Origin of the sequence: Halorubrum sp. Atlit-28R (assembly GCF_003665955.1) — an archaeon.
GTDB classification, from domain to species: Archaea; Halobacteriota; Halobacteria; order Halobacteriales; family Haloferacaceae; genus Halorubrum; species Halorubrum tropicale.
Window position 1 is genome coordinate 41,889 of the sequence record NZ_QPLS01000002.1, and the last position, 19,591, is coordinate 61,479.

General features: G+C 71.5%; 17 protein-coding genes. 7 read left to right on the forward strand and 10 right to left on the reverse strand.

What is annotated here, in order from left to right:
• The first annotated feature begins 102 nt into the window (after window positions 1-102).
• The 3 genes from DVK06_RS03765 to DVK06_RS03775 are packed head-to-tail and all read left to right on the forward strand — an operon-like array spanning window position 103 to window position 4,050.
• Window positions 103-1,725, forward strand: coding sequence for an ABC transporter ATP-binding protein (locus DVK06_RS03765; protein WP_121599347.1), 1,623 nt, complete (start codon window positions 103-105; stop codon window positions 1,723-1,725).
• Window positions 1,722-2,966, forward strand: coding sequence for an ABC transporter permease (locus tag DVK06_RS03770; RefSeq protein WP_121599348.1), 1,245 nt, complete (start codon window positions 1,722-1,724; stop codon window positions 2,964-2,966). Before DVK06_RS03765 ends, DVK06_RS03770 begins: the two co-directional genes overlap by 4 nt.
• On the forward strand, window positions 2,959-4,050 hold the full coding sequence (locus tag DVK06_RS03775; protein WP_121599349.1) for an ABC transporter permease: 1,092 nt from the start codon (window positions 2,959-2,961) through the stop codon (window positions 4,048-4,050). The genes DVK06_RS03770 and DVK06_RS03775 overlap by 8 nt, the downstream gene beginning before the upstream one ends.
• Window positions 4,051-4,084: 34 nt before the next feature.
• Here DVK06_RS03775 and fer read toward each other — a convergent pair whose 3' ends face one another.
• A complete protein-coding gene (gene fer / locus DVK06_RS19660; protein ID WP_121599350.1) occupies window positions 4,085-4,885 on the reverse strand; it encodes a ferredoxin Fer in 801 nt (266 codons plus the stop codon).
• Between the two features lie 157 nt (window positions 4,886-5,042).
• On the opposite strand from fer, the gene DVK06_RS03785 reads away from it, so the two are divergent.
• Together DVK06_RS03785 and DVK06_RS03790 are read left to right on the forward strand one after the other, a co-directional pair.
• Window positions 5,043-6,413, forward strand: a complete 1,371-nt coding sequence (locus DVK06_RS03785; protein WP_053771169.1) for a geranylgeranyl reductase family protein — start codon at window positions 5,043-5,045, stop codon at window positions 6,411-6,413.
• Window positions 6,414-6,417: 4 nt separating this feature from the next.
• Window positions 6,418-6,987, forward strand: coding sequence for a Rieske 2Fe-2S domain-containing protein (locus DVK06_RS03790; RefSeq protein WP_121599351.1), 570 nt, complete (start codon window positions 6,418-6,420; stop codon window positions 6,985-6,987).
• 30 nt (window positions 6,988-7,017) lie between these two features.
• Here the strand turns inward: DVK06_RS03790 and DVK06_RS03795 are convergent, their stop codons facing one another.
• Entirely contained in the window at window positions 7,018-8,298 is a 1,281-nt protein-coding gene (locus DVK06_RS03795; RefSeq protein ID WP_121599352.1) for an amidohydrolase, read from the reverse strand.
• 83 nt (window positions 8,299-8,381) lie between these two features.
• The gene (locus DVK06_RS03800; RefSeq protein ID WP_121599353.1) at window positions 8,382-8,879 is read right to left on the reverse strand and encodes a pyridoxamine 5'-phosphate oxidase family protein; all 498 of its coding nucleotides are present in this window, start codon (window positions 8,877-8,879) and stop codon (window positions 8,382-8,384) included.
• Between the two features lie 120 nt (window positions 8,880-8,999).
• Between DVK06_RS03800 and arcS the strand changes: the two genes are divergently transcribed.
• A complete protein-coding gene (gene arcS, locus DVK06_RS03805; RefSeq protein WP_121599354.1) occupies window positions 9,000-10,802 on the forward strand; it encodes an archaeosine synthase subunit alpha in 1,803 nt (600 codons plus the stop codon).
• A gap of 146 nt (window positions 10,803-10,948) precedes the next feature.
• Here arcS and DVK06_RS03810 read toward each other — a convergent pair whose 3' ends face one another.
• Window positions 10,949-12,559 carry a SufS family cysteine desulfurase gene (locus tag DVK06_RS03810; RefSeq protein WP_121599355.1) on the reverse strand — a complete coding sequence of 537 codons (1,611 nt, stop codon included), beginning with the start codon at window positions 12,557-12,559 and terminating at the stop codon, window positions 10,949-10,951.
• Window positions 12,560-12,599: 40 nt separating this feature from the next.
• Between DVK06_RS03810 and DVK06_RS03815 the strand changes: the two genes are divergently transcribed.
• On the forward strand, window positions 12,600-13,241 hold the full coding sequence (locus DVK06_RS03815; protein WP_053771175.1) for a type 1 glutamine amidotransferase: 642 nt from the start codon (window positions 12,600-12,602) through the stop codon (window positions 13,239-13,241).
• A 63-nt stretch (window positions 13,242-13,304) separates the two neighbouring features.
• Here the strand turns inward: DVK06_RS03815 and DVK06_RS03820 are convergent, their stop codons facing one another.
• The 6 genes from DVK06_RS03820 to DVK06_RS03845 all read right to left on the reverse strand — a co-directional run bounded on the left by DVK06_RS03820 (window position 13,305) and on the right by DVK06_RS03845 (window position 19,452).
• Window positions 13,305-13,730 carry a universal stress protein gene (locus tag DVK06_RS03820; protein WP_053771176.1) on the reverse strand — a complete coding sequence of 142 codons (426 nt, stop codon included), beginning with the start codon at window positions 13,728-13,730 and terminating at the stop codon, window positions 13,305-13,307.
• Window positions 13,731-13,952: 222 nt separating this feature from the next.
• Window positions 13,953-14,237, reverse strand: coding sequence for a hypothetical protein (locus DVK06_RS03825; RefSeq protein ID WP_121599356.1), 285 nt, complete (start codon window positions 14,235-14,237; stop codon window positions 13,953-13,955).
• Between the two features lie 186 nt (window positions 14,238-14,423).
• A complete protein-coding gene (locus DVK06_RS03830) occupies window positions 14,424-16,028 on the reverse strand; it encodes an MATE family efflux transporter (protein WP_121599357.1) in 1,605 nt (534 codons plus the stop codon).
• 98 nt (window positions 16,029-16,126) lie between these two features.
• Window positions 16,127-16,567 carry an EamA family transporter gene (locus DVK06_RS03835; RefSeq protein ID WP_053771179.1) on the reverse strand — a complete coding sequence of 147 codons (441 nt, stop codon included), beginning with the start codon at window positions 16,565-16,567 and terminating at the stop codon, window positions 16,127-16,129.
• A 30-nt stretch (window positions 16,568-16,597) separates the two neighbouring features.
• Complete coding sequence (locus DVK06_RS03840) at window positions 16,598-18,388, reverse strand: histidine kinase N-terminal 7TM domain-containing protein (protein ID WP_121599358.1); 1,791 nt, start codon at window positions 18,386-18,388, stop codon at window positions 16,598-16,600.
• A gap of 98 nt (window positions 18,389-18,486) precedes the next feature.
• Complete coding sequence (locus DVK06_RS03845) at window positions 18,487-19,452, reverse strand: UbiA family prenyltransferase (protein WP_121599359.1); 966 nt, start codon at window positions 19,450-19,452, stop codon at window positions 18,487-18,489.
• Between the last annotated feature and the right edge of the window lie 139 nt (window positions 19,453-19,591).

Consider the following 19,591-nt stretch of genomic DNA (forward strand, 5'->3'; position numbering starts at 1 on the left):
CCGCACCGGATATTGTCGGCGCTCCGACCGATCGGCGCGCCGCGGGGACCGAATCATATCCAAACATATTCAGCCACCCTCGAATCAGAGGGAAGTAGACCAATGGCCACAGCCGTCCACCTCGACGGGATAACCAAGCGGTTTCCCGGCGTCGTCGCGAACGACGACGTCGACCTCGAGGTCGAACGCGGCACCGTCCACGCCCTTCTCGGTGAGAACGGGGCCGGGAAGACGACGCTGATGAACGTCCTTTACGGCCTCTACGAGCCGACGTCGGGAACGGTTCGGCTCGACGGCGAACCGCAGGCGTTCGACTCGCCGCGGGACGCGATCGACGCCGGGGTCGGGATGATCCACCAGCACTTCATGCTGGTCGACCCGATGACCGTCACCGAGAACATCACGCTCGGGAGCGAGCCGCGGAAGTGGGGCGGGCTCGCCGTCGACCGGGAGGCGGCCCGAGAGGCCGTGGCCGACCTCGCCGACCGGTACGGCTTCGACGTGGACCCGGACGCGCGGATCGAGGACGTCTCGGTCGGGGAGCAACAGCGCGTCGAGATCCTGAAAGCGCTGTACCGGGGCGCCGAGACGCTCATACTCGACGAGCCTACCGCCGTGTTGACGCCGCAGGAGGTCGACGAGCTGTTCGAGGTGTTAGCGGAGCTGACGGCGCAGGGCAAGACGATCATCTTCATCACCCACAAGCTCGGCGAGGCGATGCGCGCGGCCGACGAGATATCGGTCCTCCGGGACGGCCGGAAGGTCGGGACCGTCGCCGCGGACGCGACCAGCCAGGAGGAGCTGGCGGAGCTGATGGTCGGCCGCGAGGTGCTCATGGACGTCGACCGCGGAGCCGCGGAGACCGGGGACGTCGTCGCGTCTGTCTCTGACGTCGTCGTCGAGGACGACCGCGGGGTCCGAGCGGTCGACGGCGTCTCCTTCGACGTTCGCGGCGGCGAGGTGTTCGGGATCGCGGGCGTGGACGGCAACGGACAGACGGAGCTGGTCGAAGCGGTGACCGGGCTCCAGTCGGTCGACGCGGGCGAGGTCCGCTTCCTGGGCGAGGACGTGACGACCGTGTCGCGGCGCGACCGGATCGACGCCGGAATGGCGTACGTCCCCGAGGACCGGCAGGAGCGCGGGCTGGTGATGAAGTTCGACCTCGTCGAGAACGGGCTGTTGGGGAGCCAGCACGACCCCGACTTCGCCGCCAACGGCCGCGTCGACTGGCCGACGGCGCGCCAGCACGCGGAGGCGATCATCGACGAGTACGACGTCCGCCCGCCGGACGCCGACGCGGACGCGGAGTCGCTCTCGGGCGGCAACCAACAGAAGTTCATCGTCGGCCGGGAGTTCGAGCGCGACCCGGAGCTGGTCGTCGCCTCGCACCCGACGCGCGGCGTCGACATCGGCTCGATCGAGTTCATCCACGAGCGGCTGCTGGAGCTCCGCCGGCAGGGCGTGGCGGTCCTCCTCGTCTCCTCGAAGCTGGAGGAGGTCCAGGGGCTCTCCGACCGGCTGGCGGTCATCTACGAGGGGGAGTTCATCGACGTGGTCGACCCCGACGAGACGACCGAAGAGGAGCTCGGGCTCCTGATGGCCGGGGAGCGACCGGGCGAGCGCGCCGACGGCGACCCGGACCCCTCGTCGCCGCCCGACGGGGCGGACGCGGCGGACGACGGGGCGACGGCCGACGCGGTCGATCCGGCAGGTGACCGGGCGTGAGCGTCGCCGACCGCGCCCGCGACGTGCTCTCCCGGCTCGCCACGGCGTCCGGGACAGAACGGATCCTGATCAGCACCGCGGCGCTCGTGCTCTCCGTGCTCATCGGCGCGGTGCTCGTGCTCGTCGCCGGACGCATGACGACGTGTACCGCCGGCGAGGCGGTGTACTACTTCGGGACCGGGTTCTGTTACGACCCGATAGCGGTGTTCGACCGCCTCTTCCTCGGCGCGCTCGGCGACCCCTTCAGCGGCGGGTGGTCGCCGAACGGGCAGTTCGCGGTCACGCTCCGCGAGACGACGCTCCTGATCTTCACCGGCCTCTCGGTCGCCCTAGCATTCCGCGCCGGGATCTTCAACATCGGGACGCAGGGGCAGCTCGTCGTCGGGGCGCTGGCGACCGCGCTCGGCGTCCTCTGGGCGTCGTCGCTCGTGTCGGGCGTCGTCGGGACGGTCGTGTTGATCCCGTTCGGCCTGCTGGTCGGGGCGGTGTTCGGCGGGCTCTACGGAGCGATCCCCGGCCTGCTGAAGGCGTACGCCGACGCCAACGAGGTGATCACGACGATCATGCTCAACTTCATCGCGACCGGCGTCGCGCTGTACCTGGTCAGCGGCGTGTTCAAAGACCCCGAGAGCGCCGCCAACCAGACGGTTCCACTCCCGGAGTTCGCGCAGTTCCCGGCGGTGCTGTTCGGCGCGAGACAGGACTTCTCGCTGGTCGCGCTCGCGTTCGGGCTCCTCGCGCTCGGCGCGCTGTACTACCTCCTCGAACACACGGCGTTCGGGTACGACGTCCGGACGAGCGGCGTCCAGCCGGAGGCGGCCGAGTACGGCGGGGTCGACGCCGAGCGCACCGTCGTCGCGAGCCTCACGCTCTCGGGCGCGCTCGGCGGGATCGCCGGCGCGATGTACGTGATGATGGTGCTCGGCACGTTCCAGACCGGGATCCCCTCGTACGGCTTCGACGGGATCACCGTCTCGATCCTCGCGGGCAACAACCCCCTGGGCGTCGGGATCGCCGCGCTGCTGTTCGGCGTGCTGAAGAGCGGGACGACGGTCGTCCAGTTCGCGACGGACGTGCCGCCGCAGCTGGTCGGCGTCCTCCGGGGACTCATCATCCTGTTCGTGGCCATGCCGGAGTTCTTCCGGCTGCTCGCCCGCGGGCTCCCGGGGATCGGCCGGGGGCCGGAGTCGGCCGCGACCGACGGCGGCGTGCCGGTCGACGGGGGTGAGACCGATGAGTGACGCCCCCGCGGACGGGTCGACGAGCGGTCCGGTCGCCGATTCGGGATCGATCCTGGAGCGGTACTCGACACGCGCGCTCGTCGCCGCCGTCACGGTCGTCGGGATCGTCGCGCTGCTGCTCGCCGGACTGGCCTTCCCGGACTCGATCGCCGGGACGCTCGCGGACGCGCTCACGAGCCGGTTCACGCTCGCGTCGGCGCTGCGCCTCTCGGTCCCGATCGCGTTCGCGGCCCTCGGCGGGATCTTCGCCGAGAAGTCCGGCGTGATCAACATCGGCCTGGAGGGGCTGTTGATCATCTCGGCGTTCAGCGCCATCTACGTCGCCGACATCACCGGCGGGGTCTGGGTCGGCTACGCGGGCGGCGTCGTCGCGAGCACGCTGCTGGCGGCGCTGTTTGCCGTCGTGACGATCGGCTTCCGGGCCGACCAGATCATCGCCGGGCTCGCGGTGTGGCTCATCGCGCTCGGGCTCGCTCCGTTCGCCTCTCAGGTGTTCTACGGGAGCCCGAACTCCCCGACCGTCGCGACGACGGGGTCGATCTCGGTGCCGGTCCTCGCCGACATCCCGTTCTTCGGCGCGCTGTTCTCGGCGTCGCCGTCGGTGTACATGCTGTTCGTCGCCGTCGCCGGGTCCTGGTACGTGTTCGAGCGGACGGCGTTCGGCCGGTGGATCCGCGCCAGCGGGGAGAACCCGAAGGCGCTCGACACCGCCGGCGTGAGCGTCACGCGCGTCCGCTACGCCGCGGTGCTGATCTCGGGGGTGCTCGCCGGGATGGGCGGCGCGGCGCTGTCGCTCGACCTCGGCCAGTTCACCGGGAACGGCCCGACGATGGTCAACGGGAAGGGGTTCATCGCCATCGTCGCGTACCTGTTCGGCAACTACAACCCGGTCGGGACGTTCTTCTCGACGATGCTGTTCGCCGGGCTGGACGCGCTCCAGACCGTCCTCCAGACCCAGGGGATCGGCGTCCCCCGCCAGCTCATCCGGATCACGCCGTTCGTGGTTGTCATCCTCGTGCTCGCCTTGGTCGGCCGGACGCGGCTCCCGGAGGCGGCGGGCGAACACTACGAGACCGAGGAGTAATCGGCGGCGCTCGGGACGCCCCCGCTCCGCCGCGTCAGTCCGACGCCCCCGCCTCGTCGGCCGGCGACGGCAGCCGCAGGTCGGCGAAGTCGTCCGCGTCGCCGACGCCGGTGACGACCTTGACCTCGTCGGTGATCGGGACGCCGACGCAGGAGAGGCGGGCGTTCGCCGCCCGGATCTGCTCGTCCGAGAGGATCGACTGCCCCGGCATCGCCACGTCGCCCTCGACGACGATCACGGCGCAGTTCGAACAGGCGCCGCCGCGGCAGGCGTACGGCCACGATCGGCCGCCGCGCTCCGCCGCCTCGAGGATCGACTCGCCGGGCTCGACGAGGAACCGCCCGTACTCCGGGAGGTCGAGGCCGGCCTCGGCGGCCTTCGCGAACAGGTCGTCGTCGTCGATCGACCACCCGCGCTCGTCGACGACGGCCCTGTCGAGGTGGTAGACGGTCGAGGGCGTCCCGCTCCGGACCGGCTCGACCGACCCCTCGGCGTACCGGCGGACCACGTCGGCCGCCTCCGGGACCGGCTTCTCGTCGAGGGCGTCGAACCACTCGCGGACGGTCGCGGGCGCGAGGTTCGACTCGTCGGCGACCGCCTCGAGGTCGACCCCTTCGAGGCGGGCGACGGTCGAGACGAAGCCCGGCGAGTCGAGGGCTTCGACCGTCTCCGCGACCCACTCCTCCGAGCGGCCGTACCACGATGCCAGCTCCGCCGTGCCTATCCCCCGGTCGTACGCGACGGCGACCATCAGCGCCGTGGTCGCCTCCGACGACCGGACTTCCGAGAGCCACGCGCGGAGGCGGTCGGCGTCGACCTGATCGAGGTGACCCATATCACGAATCTCGGTCTGCGGCCCGTTAAACGGTGAGCCTGAACAGTTAGGCTCCGCGCCGTCCGCATCGCGACGCGGCCCCCCGCGAAATCCGTCGCCTCCGACGCGACCGAAACGGGAGCAAAGAGTTTTGCCGGGCGCACGACACGGTCCGGTAATGGGTATCGACGAGTACGACGTCGTCGTGGCGGGCGCCGGGACCGCCGGCTGCTACGCCGCCGCGACGATCGCGAACGAGGGGCTCGACGTCGTCATCGTCGAGCGGAAGGACGCTGAGGAGGCCGGCCACATCGCCTGCGGCGACGCCCTGAAGGGCGCGGACGCCTTCCCCGAGGCGATCCCGAAAGCGCGGCTCGAACCCGCGTTCACGAACACCGGCGTCGACCACGGGCGCTTCGAGATCCCGCAGGAGGACACGATCCTCGAGATCCCGGTCCCCGGCGAGCTCGCCGTCATCGACCGCTGGGAGTACGGCCGTCAGATCATCGCCGGCGCCGAGGACGCGGGCGTCGACTTCCACTACGACACCGTCATCAACGACGTGCTCCAAGACGAGACGGGCCGCGTCACGGGCATTCACGCGGTGCGAGAGGGGGAGCCGGAGACGTACACGGCGGACGTCGTGATCGACGGCGCCGGGTCGCTCTCGCTGCTCCAGGACAAGGCCGACTTCGAGGGGACGACCTTCGACACGAACGTCCGGTACTCGCAGTTCTGCTCGGCGTACCGCGAGATCGTCGACGTGCCGGAGCCGGTCGAGTGGGACGACGCCCTCGTGTTCAAGGCGACCGACCGCGCGGCGGGCTACCTCTGGTACTTCCCGCGGACGGCGACGGAGATCAACGCCGGGCTCGGCTTCCAGATGACCGAGGAGCCGATGCAGCTCGTCGAGTCGCTGAAGCGGGACCTCCGGGACCGCCCCGAGTTCGAGGGCGCGGAGGTGCGCGACAAGCTCGGCGCCGCGCTCCCGACCCGCCGGCCGTACGACTCGGCGGTCGCGCCCGGCTACATGGCGGTCGGCGACGCCGCGGGCCACGTGAACCCGACGACCGGCGGCGGCATCGCCGGCGCGGCGTACGCGGGCAAGTACGCCGGCGAGCAGGCGGTGAAGGCGGTCTCCGACGGCGACGTGAGCGAGGAGAACCTCTGGCGGTACAACACCCGCGTGATGGACCACTTCGGCGGGCGCTACGCCGGCCTCGACGTGTACAACGTCCTCTCGACCGCGGTCGACGTGGACGACCTGATGGGCCTCCTCGCGTCGCTGCCCGGCGAGAAGCTCGCGGAGGCGTTGTACGAGGGGTCGACCTCGATGTCATTCGGGCTGAAGGTGAAGGCCGCGATCAAGTCGTTCGGCTACTGGGGAACGATCCGGAACTTCTACCAGACGAAGTCGCTGGCCGACGAGCTGATCGGCCACTACGACGAGTACCCGACGAGCCCGGCCGCGATGGCCAACTGGACCCGCGAGCGCGACGCCATCATGGACCGCGTGTACGAGACGACCGGCGCCGACGCGAAGTACTGACCCCGTGACCGGCTACCGACTCACGGCCGTCGAGACGGTCTTGGAGGAGGGGTCGTGGGCGTTCACGGCCCGCGAGGGCGACGCCGACCGCGAGGTGTTCCTCGTGCCCTGCGCCGACGAGCCGGACGGCGGGGTCGACGAGGCGGACGGCGGGGTCGACGAGCCGGACGGCGGGGTCGACGAGGCGGACGGCGGGGTCGACGAGCCGGACGGCGGGGTCGACGAGGCGGACGGCGGGGTCGACGAGCCGGACGGCGGCGGTGACGGACAGCCCGTCCGCGCGTGGATCAACCGCTGTACCCACGAGGACCAGCGGCTCCACCGCGAGGAGGTGGGCGCCGTGACGCGCGGCGGCTCGGTCGTCTGCCCGAAGCACGGCTCGGCGTTCGACGCCTGCGAGGGGTCCTGCGACACCGGCGAGGCCGCCGGGACGACGCTCCGGTCGATCGACATCGCAGTCCGCGACGGCGCGGTGTTCCTCACCGACGACGACCTCACGTACCTCTACGATGGGTTGCCGGACGACGACGGCGACGACGACGGGCCGGCGTCGAGTTCGCACCTCACGTTCTGATCGCCGTCGCCTTCCGCCGACTCCGGCTCGTTACGGTCGCGTCTCGGCGACCCGCCGGACCGCGCCGGCGATGACGTCGATACCGATCCCGATGTCGTCCTCGACCACGTCGAAGTCGCTCGTGTGGTGGCCGCCGGGGTGATCGGTGCCGACGCCGAGGTAGCAGGCGAGCCCGCCCTGCTCCTGGACGCGGTTCATGAGGTAGGTGGCGTCCTCGGAGCCGCCGAGGTCGTCGCTGTCGACGATGCTCGTGACGCCCGCGACGTCGCCCGCGGACTCGCGGACGAGGCCGGCGAGCGCGTCGTCGCTCGTCGCGCTCGGCGCCTCGCCGAGCGTGGACACCGCGACCTCGCAGTCGTGCATCTCCGCGGCCGAGCCGAGGATCCGGTCCGCGTGGTCGGACATGTACTCCGCGAGCTCCGTCGTCTGCCCCCGAAGCTCGCCCTCGATGTGCGACTCCTCGGGGATGATGTTCGTCGCGGTGCCGCCCCCGACGAGCCCCGCGTTCACCCGCGTGGGGCCGTCGGCGTGCCGCGGGATGGCGTAGAGGTTCTGGACCGCGGCCGCCATCGCCTGGACCGTGTTCCGGCCCTGCTCGGGGCGCGCGCCGGCGTGGGCCGGCTCGCCGGAGAACTCCGCGAGGAAGTGCCGCACCGCGAGGAACCCCTCGACGCCGCAGACGACCTCGCCGGAGGGGTGATCGAGGCCGACGTGGACCGCGTAGAGGTAGTCCACGTCGTCGAGGTGGCCCGACTCGGCCATCGGCTTGCCGCCGGCGACCTGCTCTTCGCCCGGCTGGAAGAACACCTTCAGCGTGCCAGAGAAGTCGGAGTCGAGGACCGCGTCGAGCGCGCCGAGCCCCATCGTCGCGTGGGCGTCGTGGCCGCAGGCGTGCATGAACCCCTCGTGCTCGGAGCGGAACCCCTCGCCGGCCGGGACGTGGTCGCCGGCCTCCGACTCCGTGATCGGGAGCCCGTCGATGTCGACGCGGAGGCCGACCACGGGGCCGTCGCCGCGCTCGGCGACCGCGACGCAGCCGGTGTAACCGCCCGAGAGCTCGTCGAGAATCTCCGGGTCGGCGCCCGCCTCGCGGGCCTGGTCCTCCCACTCGGCCAGCGTCTCGTCGTCCGGGACGTTCAGGCGCTCCTCGCCCGCCAGCGCGTCGGGGCCGACGTGGAGCGCCGTCAGGTCCCGCTCGCGGAGTGCCTCGACGATGCGGGCGGTGGTGTAGAACTCGCGCCACGCTGGCTCCGGGTGGCGGTGGAGGTCGCGGCGGAACGCGCGGTACTCGTCGCTGTCGAGAGCGCTCATACCGTCGGGTGGCCCGGCGACCGCTTAAACGATCGCCTCGCGGAGAGCGACGCGGGCCGCGCCGCCGACCGCTCGCGGTCGCCTCACTCCCCCCCGGTCTCCATGCGCTCCGAGTAGTCCCAGGCGTGGAGCCGCTCGGGCTCGATCCGGATCTCGACCTCGTCGCGCTCGGGCCGCAGGAGCCGCTCGGCGGTCGGGTTGTCGGTCCCGCCGAGGTACCTCGTCAGGAGCGACCGCAGCAGCCGCTTGTCCTCGTCCGGGACGACCGTCGCCCGACCGCGGCCGCGGACCCCCTTGTACGGCGGGTCGTTCGTCGACACGTCGAAGGAGACGTGGTCGTCGTGCTCGACGAACTCGACGAGGTCGGCGCTCGCGCTCGTCGCGCAGCGGATCGCGCCGGCGGGGGGTCCGGAGCCGCCGTCTCCGTCGGGATCGGCCCCCGCGTCCGGGTCCCACGCGAACCACAGCGAGACGATCCACGGGCGGTCGCTCGGCGTGCGGCAGCCGAGCCGGACCGGGACGCGCGCGGCGGCGAGGTACTCGTCGACGCGGTCGCGGTCCCACGGGCCGGTCGGTTCCATACCGATCGCTCGGTCCCGGACCGCCTAACAGTTGCGGCGGGGCTCCGAGGCGGATGGCCCGTGGGGGCCGCGGCGCCCGCGGAACACAAGAGAATTGACCGTCCCCGCGCGAGTGGTGGTATGACCGAGTACTTCGAGGTCCACGAGCGCGACGGCGCCGCCCGCCTCGGGGCGGTCCGCCTCGCCGACCCCGTCACGACGCCGGCGCTCGCGGACCCGTTCCTCGACGACGCCGGGAGCCTCTGGGCCGGCGACCGCGAGGTGCCCGACGGCGACGAGAGCGCGCTCACGGTGCTGCCCCACCGGTCGTTCCCGGCCGGGACGCGCGACGAGGTCCGCGAGTCGTTCGCGGTCGACCACCCCGACGCGGACTTCCCCTCTGCCGCGGTCGTCGACAGCCGGAGCGCTCGCGACCTCGGCGCCGACGCGTACCTCCTCTCGGACGCCCAGGGGTTCGTCGGCCACGGCGAGGCGTTCCGGGACGCGGTCGTCCGCGCGAAGGGGTCGCTCCCGCCCGACGCGGCGCTCGGGCTCTCCGGCGTCGCGACGCCACGGAACGTCGCCGTCCTCGCGTACGCCGGCGTCGACCTCGTCGACGCGACGCTCGCCCGGACGAAGGGCACCCAGGGGATGTACCTCACTACCGACGCGGCCCACTTCCTCGAGGACCTCGACGAACTGCCGTGCGCCTGTCCGGCCTGCGCCGGACCGCGGAGCGAGTTCACGCGCGCCGACTGCGCCGACCACAACGTCAACGCGCTCCGCGCGGAACTCCGTCGCGTCCGCGAGCGGATCCGTAGCGGCCGCCTCCGCGACTACGTCGAGGGGCAGGCCCGCCACGAGGGGTGGCTCACGGCCGCGTTCCGCGAGTTCGACGACCAGTGGGGGTACCTGGAGGAACGCACGCCCCTCATGCGCGACGCCGAGGTGACTGCGGCGTCGGCGGAGACGCTCGACCGCGTCGAGATCCGCAGATTCGCGGACCGCGTCACGAGCCGCTACCGCAACCGCTTCACCGACCAGCCGCTCGTCTTGGTCCCCTGCTCGGCGACGAAGCCGTACAGCGACTCCCAGAGCCACCGCCAGTTCCACGACGCGATCCAGTGGCGCGGCCACACCGTCTCGATGACCTCGCCCATCGGCGTGGTCCCGCAAGAGCTGGAGACGACCTACCCCGCGCAACACTACGACTCGGTCGTCACCGGCGACTGGAGCGAAGACGAGATCGAGTTCGTCGCCGAGGTCCTCCGGCGGTACCTCGAACGCAACGACTACTCCCGCGTCGTCGCGCACGTCCCCGCGGACGGCTACCGCGAGATCTGCGAGCGCGTCGAGCGCGACCCCGCGATCGACGTACCGTTCGAGTACACCTGCGTCGACCACCCGACGACCGACGAGTCGCTCGGGGAGCTGAACGCCGCCCTCCGGGGCGAGCCCGCCTACAGCAAGCGGGAGCGCGAGCACAACACCGTCCGCGGCATCGCCGACTTCCTCCTCGGCGACGGCGCGGGCGACGACCTGTTCGGCGGGCCGGGCGAGGCCGACGTGCGCACCACCGGGCGCTACCCGAAGCTCCAGGTGTGGGGCGACGACCCCGACGCCGGCCGCGAGGGCGAGCCCGGCGAGCAGCTGGCGACGATGGTGCCCCAGTACGGCACCCTGTCGTTCACCCTCGCCGGCGCGCGGCGCTGGGTCGCGAGCGACGCGCCGACGAAGCGCGTCGAGATCGACTCCTTCGTCCCGCGCGGCTCCGTCCTCGCGCCGGGCGTCGTCGACGCCGACGGCGACGTACGGGTGGGCGACGAGGTCGTGGTGGAGGGACCGAAGGCGTTCGCCGTCGGCCGCGCGGCGATGTCCGGCCCGGAGATGGCGGGGTCGACGCGCGGGGTCGCGGTCGAGGTGCGACACGCCGAGGAGAAGTGAGCCACCGCCGAGGAGGCCGTTCGCTCCGGTCGTCCGAGCGCCGCGCTCGTCGCGGAGCCGCGCGCTCGTCGCGGAGCCGCGCGCTCGTCCCGTCCCGAGGTGGACGCCGAGCGCCGCGGTGACCGCTCACGCGCGGTGAAGACCGCTTACGCCCCGTGTTGCTCGACGTACTCGCGGGCCGCCTCGCGGATGACCTCCTCGGGGCCCTCGACGCACTCGCGGCGGAGGTCGGGGTACTGCCCGTCGAGCGCGCGGGCGACGTGCCCGTCGAGTTCGGCGACGGCCTCGACCGCCATGCCCTCCAGGTCCTCCGAGAGGAGGCTGGCGACGGCCCGGCTGACCGCACAGCTCCGGCTCTCGAAGGCGATCTCCTCGATGCGCCCGTCGGCGACCGTCACGTGGAACTCGCCGTCGTCGCCGCAGGTCGTCTCCTCCGAGGGCTTCACGAACGTCGGGTCGGCGAGCGCGCCCGCGTTGCGGGGGCGGTGGTAGTGCTCGCTGATGCGGTCGTGGTAGCGGTCGGAGGCGAGGTACGCGTCCAGGTCCTCGCGGGCCGAGTCGACGACCTCGAGGAGGCGGTCCACGTCCGCGCGGGTGTTGTACACGTAGAAGGACGCGCGGGCGGAGCCGGGGATGTCGAGCCGGTCGTGGAGCGGCTGCGTACAGTGGTCGCCGGCGCGGATGGCGATCCCGCGGTCGTTGAGGAGGCTGGAGAGGTCGTGCCCGTGGACGCCCTCGACGTTGAACGAGACGAGGCCGGTGCGCTCCTCGCCGACGCCGGGGCCGTACGCCCGGACGAACTCCCGGTCCGCGAGCTCCCGGAGCAGGTACTGCGCGAGGTCGTTCTCGTGCTCGCGGACGGCGTCCATGCCGAGCTCGGCGAGGTAGTCGACGGCCGCGCCGAGCGCGATGCCCTCCGCGATCGGGGGCGTTCCGGCCTCGAACTTCCAGGGCAGCCCGTTCCACGTGGAGTCGGTGAGCGTCACGTTCCGGATCATCTCCCCGCCGAAGAGGAACGGGTCGAGCTCCTCCAGCAGCTCCCGCTTCCCGTACAGCCCCCCGATCCCCGTCGGGCCGGCGAGCTTGTGTCCGCTGAACGCGAAGAAGTCCGCGTCCATCGCGCCCACGTCGACGGGGCGCGTCGGCGCGGACTGGGCGCCGTCGACGACCGCGTACGCGCCGTGGTCGTGCGCGAGGGCGGCGAGGTCCGCGACGGGGTTGACCGTCCCGAGCACGTTCGAGACGTGGGGGACGCAGACGACCGCCGTGTCGTCGGTGACGATGTCGCGGGCGGCGTCCGCGTCGAGGTGGCCGTCGGCCGTGACCGGGACGTGGCGGACGGTCGCGCCCGTGCGCTTGGCGATCTGCTGCCAGGTGACGAGCGAGGCGTGGTGGTCCATCTCCGTCGCGACGATCTCGTCGCCCTCGTCGAGGTGCCGGCCGAGGCCGTACGCGACGAGGTTGATGCTCTCGGTGGTGTTCTTGGTGAAGACGATCTCCTCGCGGCCGTCGGCGCCGAGGAAGTCGGCGACGCGGTCGTGCGCCCGTTCGTAGGCGACCGAGGCCTCGTGGCTCAGCTCGTGGATCCCGCGGTGGACGTTCGCGTTGTACCCCGCGTAGAACTCCTCGAAGACCTCGTACACCTGACGGGGGGTGTGCGTGGTCGCGGCGTTGTCGAGGTAGGTGAGCGGATGACCGTTCACGCGGCGGTCGAGGACGGGGAAGTCCGCACGTACCGCTTCGGCATCGAAACCCATGTCACTACCGAGAGATCAGTTCTTCATAAATTGATCGCAGATGATACTGGTACTCAATAACGCGGTCGACGGGGGCTACATGGCCGACGAGATCGCGCACTTCCTGCCCGACGCCCGCGTGTACGAGTACCCGCACGAGGACGGCGACCCGAGCCTCGACGGCGTGGACGGCGTCGTCATCGGCGGGAGCGAGGTCGGCGTCTACGACGAGCCCGACCAGCCGTGGATCACTGCTCAGAAGCGGTTCGCGCGCCGACTCGTCGAGGAGGGGGTCCCGACGCTCGGCATCTGTTTCGGCCACCAGATCCTGAACGCCGCGCTCGGCGGCGAGGTCGTCGACAGCGGGACCTCTCGGCTCCGACTCTGCGACGCCGACCTCGACGCCGACGAACCGCTGTTCGACGGCGTCGAACCGACCGTGCCGGTGCTCCACTCCGACGTGGTGACGGAGCTCGGCGACGGGATGGACGTCATCGGCCGCGCGGACTACTACGAGTACTTCGCCACCCGCCACCGCGACCGGCCGGTCTGGTCGGTCCAGTACCACCCCGAGTTCACCCCTCGGATCGTCGACGAGTACGACGGCTGGGAGGCGACCGACCGCTCCTTCGAGGACGTCACCGCCACCCGAACGCTTGCCAACTTCGCGGCGCTCGCGGACTCGTCCGCGGGCGACTCGTAGCGGCCGCAGGCCTGCGTTCGGAGGGGCGGCGGGGGGCCGTTCGAGAGCCGCGCCGGTCGCGCGTCACGCGCGTCGGTCCGGGAACACCATCACGGGGACGTCCGCCGCTCTGATGAGGTGACCGCCGGGGTCACCGGTGATCGTCCGTTTCCAATCGTCGATGTCCCTCGGAGTGAAGGCGACGAGCGTCGCGTCGGTCATGCCGATCGCGTCGACGAGCGCCGCGGCGACCTCTCGCGCCTCGAGCGTCACCCACTCGAAGCTGAGATCGTCACGGTAGAGAATGTCGAAGAACGTATCGTAGGTGGCCCCCGCGAACTCGTCTCGTCCGGTCTTGATCGTCGTCTCGTCGCCCTCACCCGGGGTCACGTGCGTCACGATGAGCGTCGTCCCCGGGTCGAGATGCGGCCGAACCGCCCGCGCCGTGGCCTCGGCGTCGTCCGGGCCCGCGATCGGTATCAGGATCCGCTCGAATAGCTCGTCGTTCACGAGCGTCCCCTCTGAGGGCGCGACCAAAAGCGTATGGGGCGCCCCCGGGTACCGTCCCCGTGTCCGGACCGCCGGACGGCCGGCGGCGTCGAACGCCGCACGGAGCGACCCGTCGCGGCCGCCCCGTCGGTCACACCGGGAATCCCGCCGGCCGTGGGCCGCGGAACCCGGCCCGAGACCGTTCGCCGGCGGCGCTCCCGGACGCTCTCTCCCGAAGTACGTTCACTCGTCGGCGGCGTCCTCCGTGCCGGCGCGGTCAGAGGTCTCCGCCCCCTCCGCGTCCGCGAGGAGCAGTCCGGTCCCGCCCGCGGCGATCATGCCCACGCCGACCGCGCGCAACTGCCGGAGGTACGCCGGCTTCGCGTCGAGTTCGTCGGCGTTGTGGAAGTTCTTCCCGATCATCTTCTTGGTGAGGCGAACGCTCGCCCGTGGGAACAGCGCCGTCACGACTCCCTGCAACAGCACCAGTGCCGACCCGAACAAGCGCGCTTTCTCACAGTTCTCCATACCGAACTATCGGTGACGCGGCCGCATAACTATTGTGCCTACCATCCAATACTGGCCTCGGATCGAGCTTCGATCGGAATCTCCCAGCTTCTTACTCCTTAAGTATTGTGTAGAATTCACAATATCAAGTCGCTCGAACGGCGCCCGCACGTGACTCGAGGAGCGGCGATCTGCTCGCCGCCCGCCTCAGTCGTCCGCGGCCGCTTCGGGCCGGTACGCCTCGCTGATCGCCTTCCACTTCCCGGAGCGGAACCGCAGGTAGTTGATCGCGGCGGGGATCGTCGTCTCGGCCATGAACGCGAGGTAAAGCCCCCACAGGCCGATCGCGGGCAGGGCCACCTCCGGGAGCGTGAACCCGACGAACGGAATTTCCACGAGCGGGGTCGCGAAGCCGACGAGCGGGAGCTTTACCGCCGGGATCGTGAGGACTTCGGGAACCGTTACCGCCGGCGTCGCGTCGTGCGCGCCGACGTACGCGAGGGGGATCGAGACGCAGAACATCCCGAGGAACTGGCTGGCGAAGGGGATCTTCGTGTCGCCTGCGGCGTCGAGGGGGCCGGCCGCTCCGCCGGAGACGCCCTGGAAAATCACCGCCGCGCAGGCCGCGTACACGAGGTCGACGGCGATCGGGATCTCCGGGCTGGTGGGCGACTCGGCGAACAGCGAGACGATGTCGGTCGCGAAGGTCGCGATCAGCACCGCGGAGACGGCGTACGTCGCCACCGAGAAGCGGATGATGTCGCGGGCGTACGCCTCCGCCTCGTCGGGGCGCTCGACGCCGAGCGCCTGCCCGACCAGGCTGGAGGAGGCGAGGCCGAATCCCCAGCCGGGCGTGTTCATGATCCCCCAGATGCGGCGGGCGATGACGAACGCCGCGACGGTGTTCTCGCCGAACACGTCGAGGATGGCGAGCATGGGGAACTCGGCTGCGGTCCACACGAGGTTGCGCGCGCCGACCGGGACGCCTATCTCGACGAGGTCGCGGAGCATGCCGGGGTTGACGTACGAGCCGGTCGCGTCGATGGCGACCGGGAACTCGCCGATCAGCGGGGCGCTCCCGCGGACGAGGCCGACGGTGAAGCCGGCGACGGCGAGCACGTTCGAGAGGACGGTGCCGACCGCGGCGCCCTCGACGCCCCAGCCGAGGCCGAAGATGAACAGCGCGCTGAGGACGATGTTGGCGACCGCGCCGCCCGCCCGGACCTGCATCGCGGTGTAGGCGTCGTCGCAGCCGACGAGCACGCGGCTCCCGACGAGGTTGAGCGCGGCGAACGGGACGCCGAGCCCGACCACGCGGAGGTAGTCGGCGCCGTGAGCGATCGCGGCCTCGTTGCTGCTCAGGACGTCGATGAACGCCGGCGCGTACAGCCAGAAGGCGCCGCTGACGGGGACCGTGATCGCGATCACGAGGAGGACGCTCGACCGGACCGCGTCGCCGAGCTCGGCGAACGCCTCGGCGCTGAACCGCTGGGAGACGAGGGCGATGGTGCCGCCGGCGACCCCGCCGCCGAGCGCGAACGCGAGCCCCCAGTAGGGGCCGGCGAAGCCGACGCCGGCGACGGCGCTGGTGCCGACCGCGACGCCGACCATCGCGACGTCGACCGCGTTCTTCGACATCCGCGCGATCCCCGTGACGATCCGCGGCCACGCGAGGTCGGTGGTCCGGACCACGCGGTGGCGGTCGATCAGGCCGACCCGGGCGAGCGCGAAGCCGATGTACAAGATGAGCAGCCGAAACGGGTTCGGAAGGCGGGAGATCAGCTCGCGGGGAGAACTCGGGAGGCGAGACACGACGGATGGGCCCGTTTCCCGCTGGCGGCTAAAGGGGTTTCGTCACGCGGCAGGCGGTTCCGGATCGGCGGCGGTCTCGGGCCCGCAGCGGTCCGCGGTCAGGCGCCCGAGACCAGGTAGACGGCCGCGGCGGCGAAGGCGATCCCGAGCCCCTTCCGGGCCGTGAACGACTCGCCGAGGAAGAGGAAGCCGATCACCGACGAGAAGACGAGGAACATCGCGAAGATGGGCGTCACGACGCTCACGGGCCCCAGCGAGAGCGAGCGGTAGAGGGCGAGGATACCGATGCCGAGGAACACGCCCGCCGCGAGGACGTGCGCCAGCTTCGGCGACCCGAGGTGGGCCGTGAACCCCTGTCCGGTGTACGCGATCACGCCGATCGCCATGGCGACGAGCAGCGTGTTCGAGACGACGACGGCGACGTCGCTCGGGATCGCGTTCGGTCCGGTCGTGGCGACGCGCATCAGCGGCGAGACGAGGGCGTACGCGCCCATCGCGAGCAGCGCGTACGGGAGATAGGTCGTGGCCGTAGCGTCCATGTGCCGCGGTCGGCGTCCGGCGTCAAGTGCCTATCGACCCGCGTCCGGCGGCGCCCGCCGCGAGACCGAACCGCCCGCGGCCGACGGGCCGTCGGCGGGCGGCTCCGAGGCCTCGGCCCCTTCGTCTTCGGCCCTCACCGCTGTCCGGTCGAGCGGAACGGCGACCGTCACGAGCGTGCCCGCGGGGTCGCGCTCGTCGAACGAGATCCGGCCGCCGAGGTGGTCGACGCCCCACTTGACGATCCACAGGCCGATTCCGCTACCGTGTCGGAGGGGGGTCTCGGTGCCGCGATCTAAGACGTCGTACTCGGCCGGGTCGATCCCGGGGCCGTCGTCCGCGACGGTGATCTCGACCCACCCGTCCGAGACCGCGGCGTCGACCCGCATCCACGGCGCGTCCGCGTCGTTGTGTTGGAGCGCGTTCGAGCAGAGGTTCTCTAAGACGACCACCAACACCCCTCGGACGGGGACGGTCGGCACGTCCCCGACCTCGGTCCGCGCGTCGGGATCGTCCGCCCGCGCCGCCGCGACGGCCTCGTTGACGACCGTCGGCAGCGGCGTCCACTCCGACTCGTCCGTCGGATCGAACAGCTCGCCGGCGGTCCGAGTGCGCTCGCTGAGGTCCAGCATCCGCTCGGCGCTCTCCGAGATGACGGATAACGCGCGCTCGTCTGTCGGGTCCGAGCGGAGCTGTTCAAGGTACCCCAGGATGAGGTTCGTCTCCGTGCGAACGTCGTGCCGGAAGACGCGGTTGAGTACGTTGAGCCGCTGTTGTTGACCGAGGTACGCCCCCACGTCGTGGTAGGTAATCACCCGCGCAGTGGTGCGGTCGTGGTCGTCGACCACGTCCCTGATCGTCGCCTCGTAGGGCCGCTGCCCGTCGCGCCCGACGACCCGTATCGCCCGCGGCTTGTCCTCCCCGCCGTCGTCGAGTTCGCGGACCGCGTCGTACTTCGGGACGACCGCCGACGCCGGCTCCCCGATGGCCGCGCGGCGGTCGACGCCGAACGTCTCGGCCGCGCTCTCGTTCAGGTCGACGAGGAGCCCCTCCGTCCCGACGACGAAGACGGGGTCGTGGAGCTGTTCGAAGACGAGCTGGCGCGCGCGGCGGCGCGGGGCGGGCGCGAGCGTCAGCAGCCGGAACCGCGAGAGCGCGAGCAGGTACGCGACCCCCGAGACCCCGAACACCAGCGGCGTGGGGTCGAGTCCGGGGACCGGGATCGCGCCAGAGAGGTACGCGACGCTGCCGGCCCACGGCGCCGCGGTCCCGACGAGGAGCGCCGCGCTCTGTCCCCGGAACGGGCGGGCGTCGTCGCGGATCAGCTGGATCAGCGGGACCGATCCGACCGCCCCGAGGAGGTAGGTGTAGCCCGCGATGATGTAGTACAGCGGTCCGGGCATCACTTTGAGGAACGTGCCGACGGCCGTCTCGCGGACGACCCGGTCGGCCGCGAGGAGGTTGCCCGGGTCGCCGGCGGCGGCGACCGCGACGGTGGCCGCGGGCACGACGGACACCATCGCCACGGAGAACGGCGTCACGTAGCGGTCGTAGCCGGTGTACGCCAGCGCGAAGAAGAGCCACCCGACCGGGATGACGACGACGCCGACCCACTGGACGTCGTACCACAGCGCCTTCGCCGGCAGCGTCGTCGCCTCCAGTTCGAAGACGAGGAACGTCGCCCACCAGACCTGCCCGGCGAGCAGCACCGCGAGCCACGTCGCGCCCGGTTCCGGGCGCTCGCGCCACGCCAGGATCGCCGCCGCCAGTCCGACCGTCACCGCCACGAGGAGGACGACGGACAGAGGGCTCAACGCCGCCATAGAATTTTTACGGACATTGTATTTATAATTCATCGGGTTGTGATTATCTATCGAAAAAATCGGGATCTGGGGCCCTCAGCGCCTGAGATTACGCCGCCTCACAGCGCGAACGCGAGGAGGACGACGCCGGCGACGAGGTAGCTGCCGTCCGGGGCGACGCCGAGCGCCGTCCCGTCAAGCCTGTCGGCGAGCGCGGTGATGGTCATCGAGACCACGAGACCGACGCCGAGCGCGACGAGGGCCGGCGTCGACGCGGCGCCGGTCGTCGCGGTGACGGCCAGCAGCCCGGCGGCGACGGCGTCGACGCCGAGGAGGATCCGTCGCGTTCCGGCGACCCCGAAGACGACCGGGAGCGTCGCCACGCCCTGCGCCGCGTCGGCGGCGGCGTCCCTGACGTTCGGGACTTCGACGTCCACGAACGAGCGGACGAGGACGTACGCGAACAGCAGGGCGACCGTCCTCGGCCCGACCGAGTCGACGGGGACGCCGGCGAACGCGAGCGGCGCGGCGACGACCGCGACCGCCCAGGCGAGCGCGACCGCCGCGGAGTTGAAGAGGAACACGTCCTTGAGCCGCGGCACCGAGCCCGCGCCGAGCGGCGCGAGGCGGTCGCCGAGAGTCGGTAGCCAGTCGGTGGCGTAGCCGATCCACACCGCGCCCGGGACGAGCGCGAGCGCCAGCGCCGCGGGCCCGGCGCCCGCCGCGAGCGCGACCGCGAGCCCGTAGCTCACGGCGGCGGCGACCATCAGCTGGTCGGCGTAACGGAGCGCGAAGCGGGCGCGCAGCGGCGTCGCGTCGGCGTCGCCCTCCGCGTCGGCGACGTGGTCCGCCGCGTACACGGAGAAGGCGATCAGCCCGACCGCGACCGGCGCGGCGGACCGCTGGACCCCGAGCGCGGCCGTCACGAGCGCCACCTCGACGGCCGCGACGAGCGCGGTGAACGGGGCCCCCGCGGCGAACGCGGCGACCCGGCGCACGGCGCTCGTGTCTGGGGGAGTCACGTGCGAGCGATACTGCGATGTCGTGCCGTCTGCCGTCGACGGCTTCGTCGGTTCGTTTGCCATAGAGTCGTTCGCCGCCGGTCGACGGCGAACGTACGGTATGGGAGATCGAACCGTATCTATCCACCCCGTTCAGCGTTAATAAAATGCGAATTAGACCCGTATCTGGTCCACCGGTTCGGCCCGTCGCGGGGGTTCGGGC

Excerpts from the sequence above, each read along its gene's own strand:
- DVK06_RS03765 (WP_121599347.1), top strand. The coding sequence starts at position 103 with ATGGCCACAGCCGTCCACCTCGACGGGATAACCAAGCGGTTTCCCGGC.
- DVK06_RS03775 (WP_121599349.1), top strand. The coding sequence starts at position 2,959 with ATGAGTGACGCCCCCGCGGACGGGTCGACGAGCGGTCCGGTCGCCGAT.
- fer (WP_121599350.1), bottom strand. The coding sequence starts at position 4,885 with ATGGGTCACCTCGATCAGGTCGACGCCGACCGCCTCCGCGCGTGGCTC.
- DVK06_RS03785 (WP_053771169.1), top strand. The coding sequence starts at position 5,043 with ATGGGTATCGACGAGTACGACGTCGTCGTGGCGGGCGCCGGGACCGCC.
- DVK06_RS03795 (WP_121599352.1), bottom strand. The coding sequence starts at position 8,298 with ATGAGCGCTCTCGACAGCGACGAGTACCGCGCGTTCCGCCGCGACCTC.
- DVK06_RS03800 (WP_121599353.1), bottom strand. The coding sequence starts at position 8,879 with ATGGAACCGACCGGCCCGTGGGACCGCGACCGCGTCGACGAGTACCTC.
- arcS (WP_121599354.1), top strand. The coding sequence starts at position 9,000 with ATGACCGAGTACTTCGAGGTCCACGAGCGCGACGGCGCCGCCCGCCTC.
- DVK06_RS03810 (WP_121599355.1), bottom strand. The coding sequence starts at position 12,559 with ATGGGTTTCGATGCCGAAGCGGTACGTGCGGACTTCCCCGTCCTCGAC.
- DVK06_RS03815 (WP_053771175.1), top strand. The coding sequence starts at position 12,600 with ATGATACTGGTACTCAATAACGCGGTCGACGGGGGCTACATGGCCGAC.
- DVK06_RS03825 (WP_121599356.1), bottom strand. The coding sequence starts at position 14,237 with ATGGAGAACTGTGAGAAAGCGCGCTTGTTCGGGTCGGCACTGGTGCTG.
- DVK06_RS03835 (WP_053771179.1), bottom strand. The coding sequence starts at position 16,567 with ATGGACGCTACGGCCACGACCTATCTCCCGTACGCGCTGCTCGCGATG.
- DVK06_RS03840 (WP_121599358.1), bottom strand. The coding sequence starts at position 18,388 with ATGGCGGCGTTGAGCCCTCTGTCCGTCGTCCTCCTCGTGGCGGTGACG.
- DVK06_RS03845 (WP_121599359.1), bottom strand. The coding sequence starts at position 19,452 with ATGGCAAACGAACCGACGAAGCCGTCGACGGCAGACGGCACGACATCG.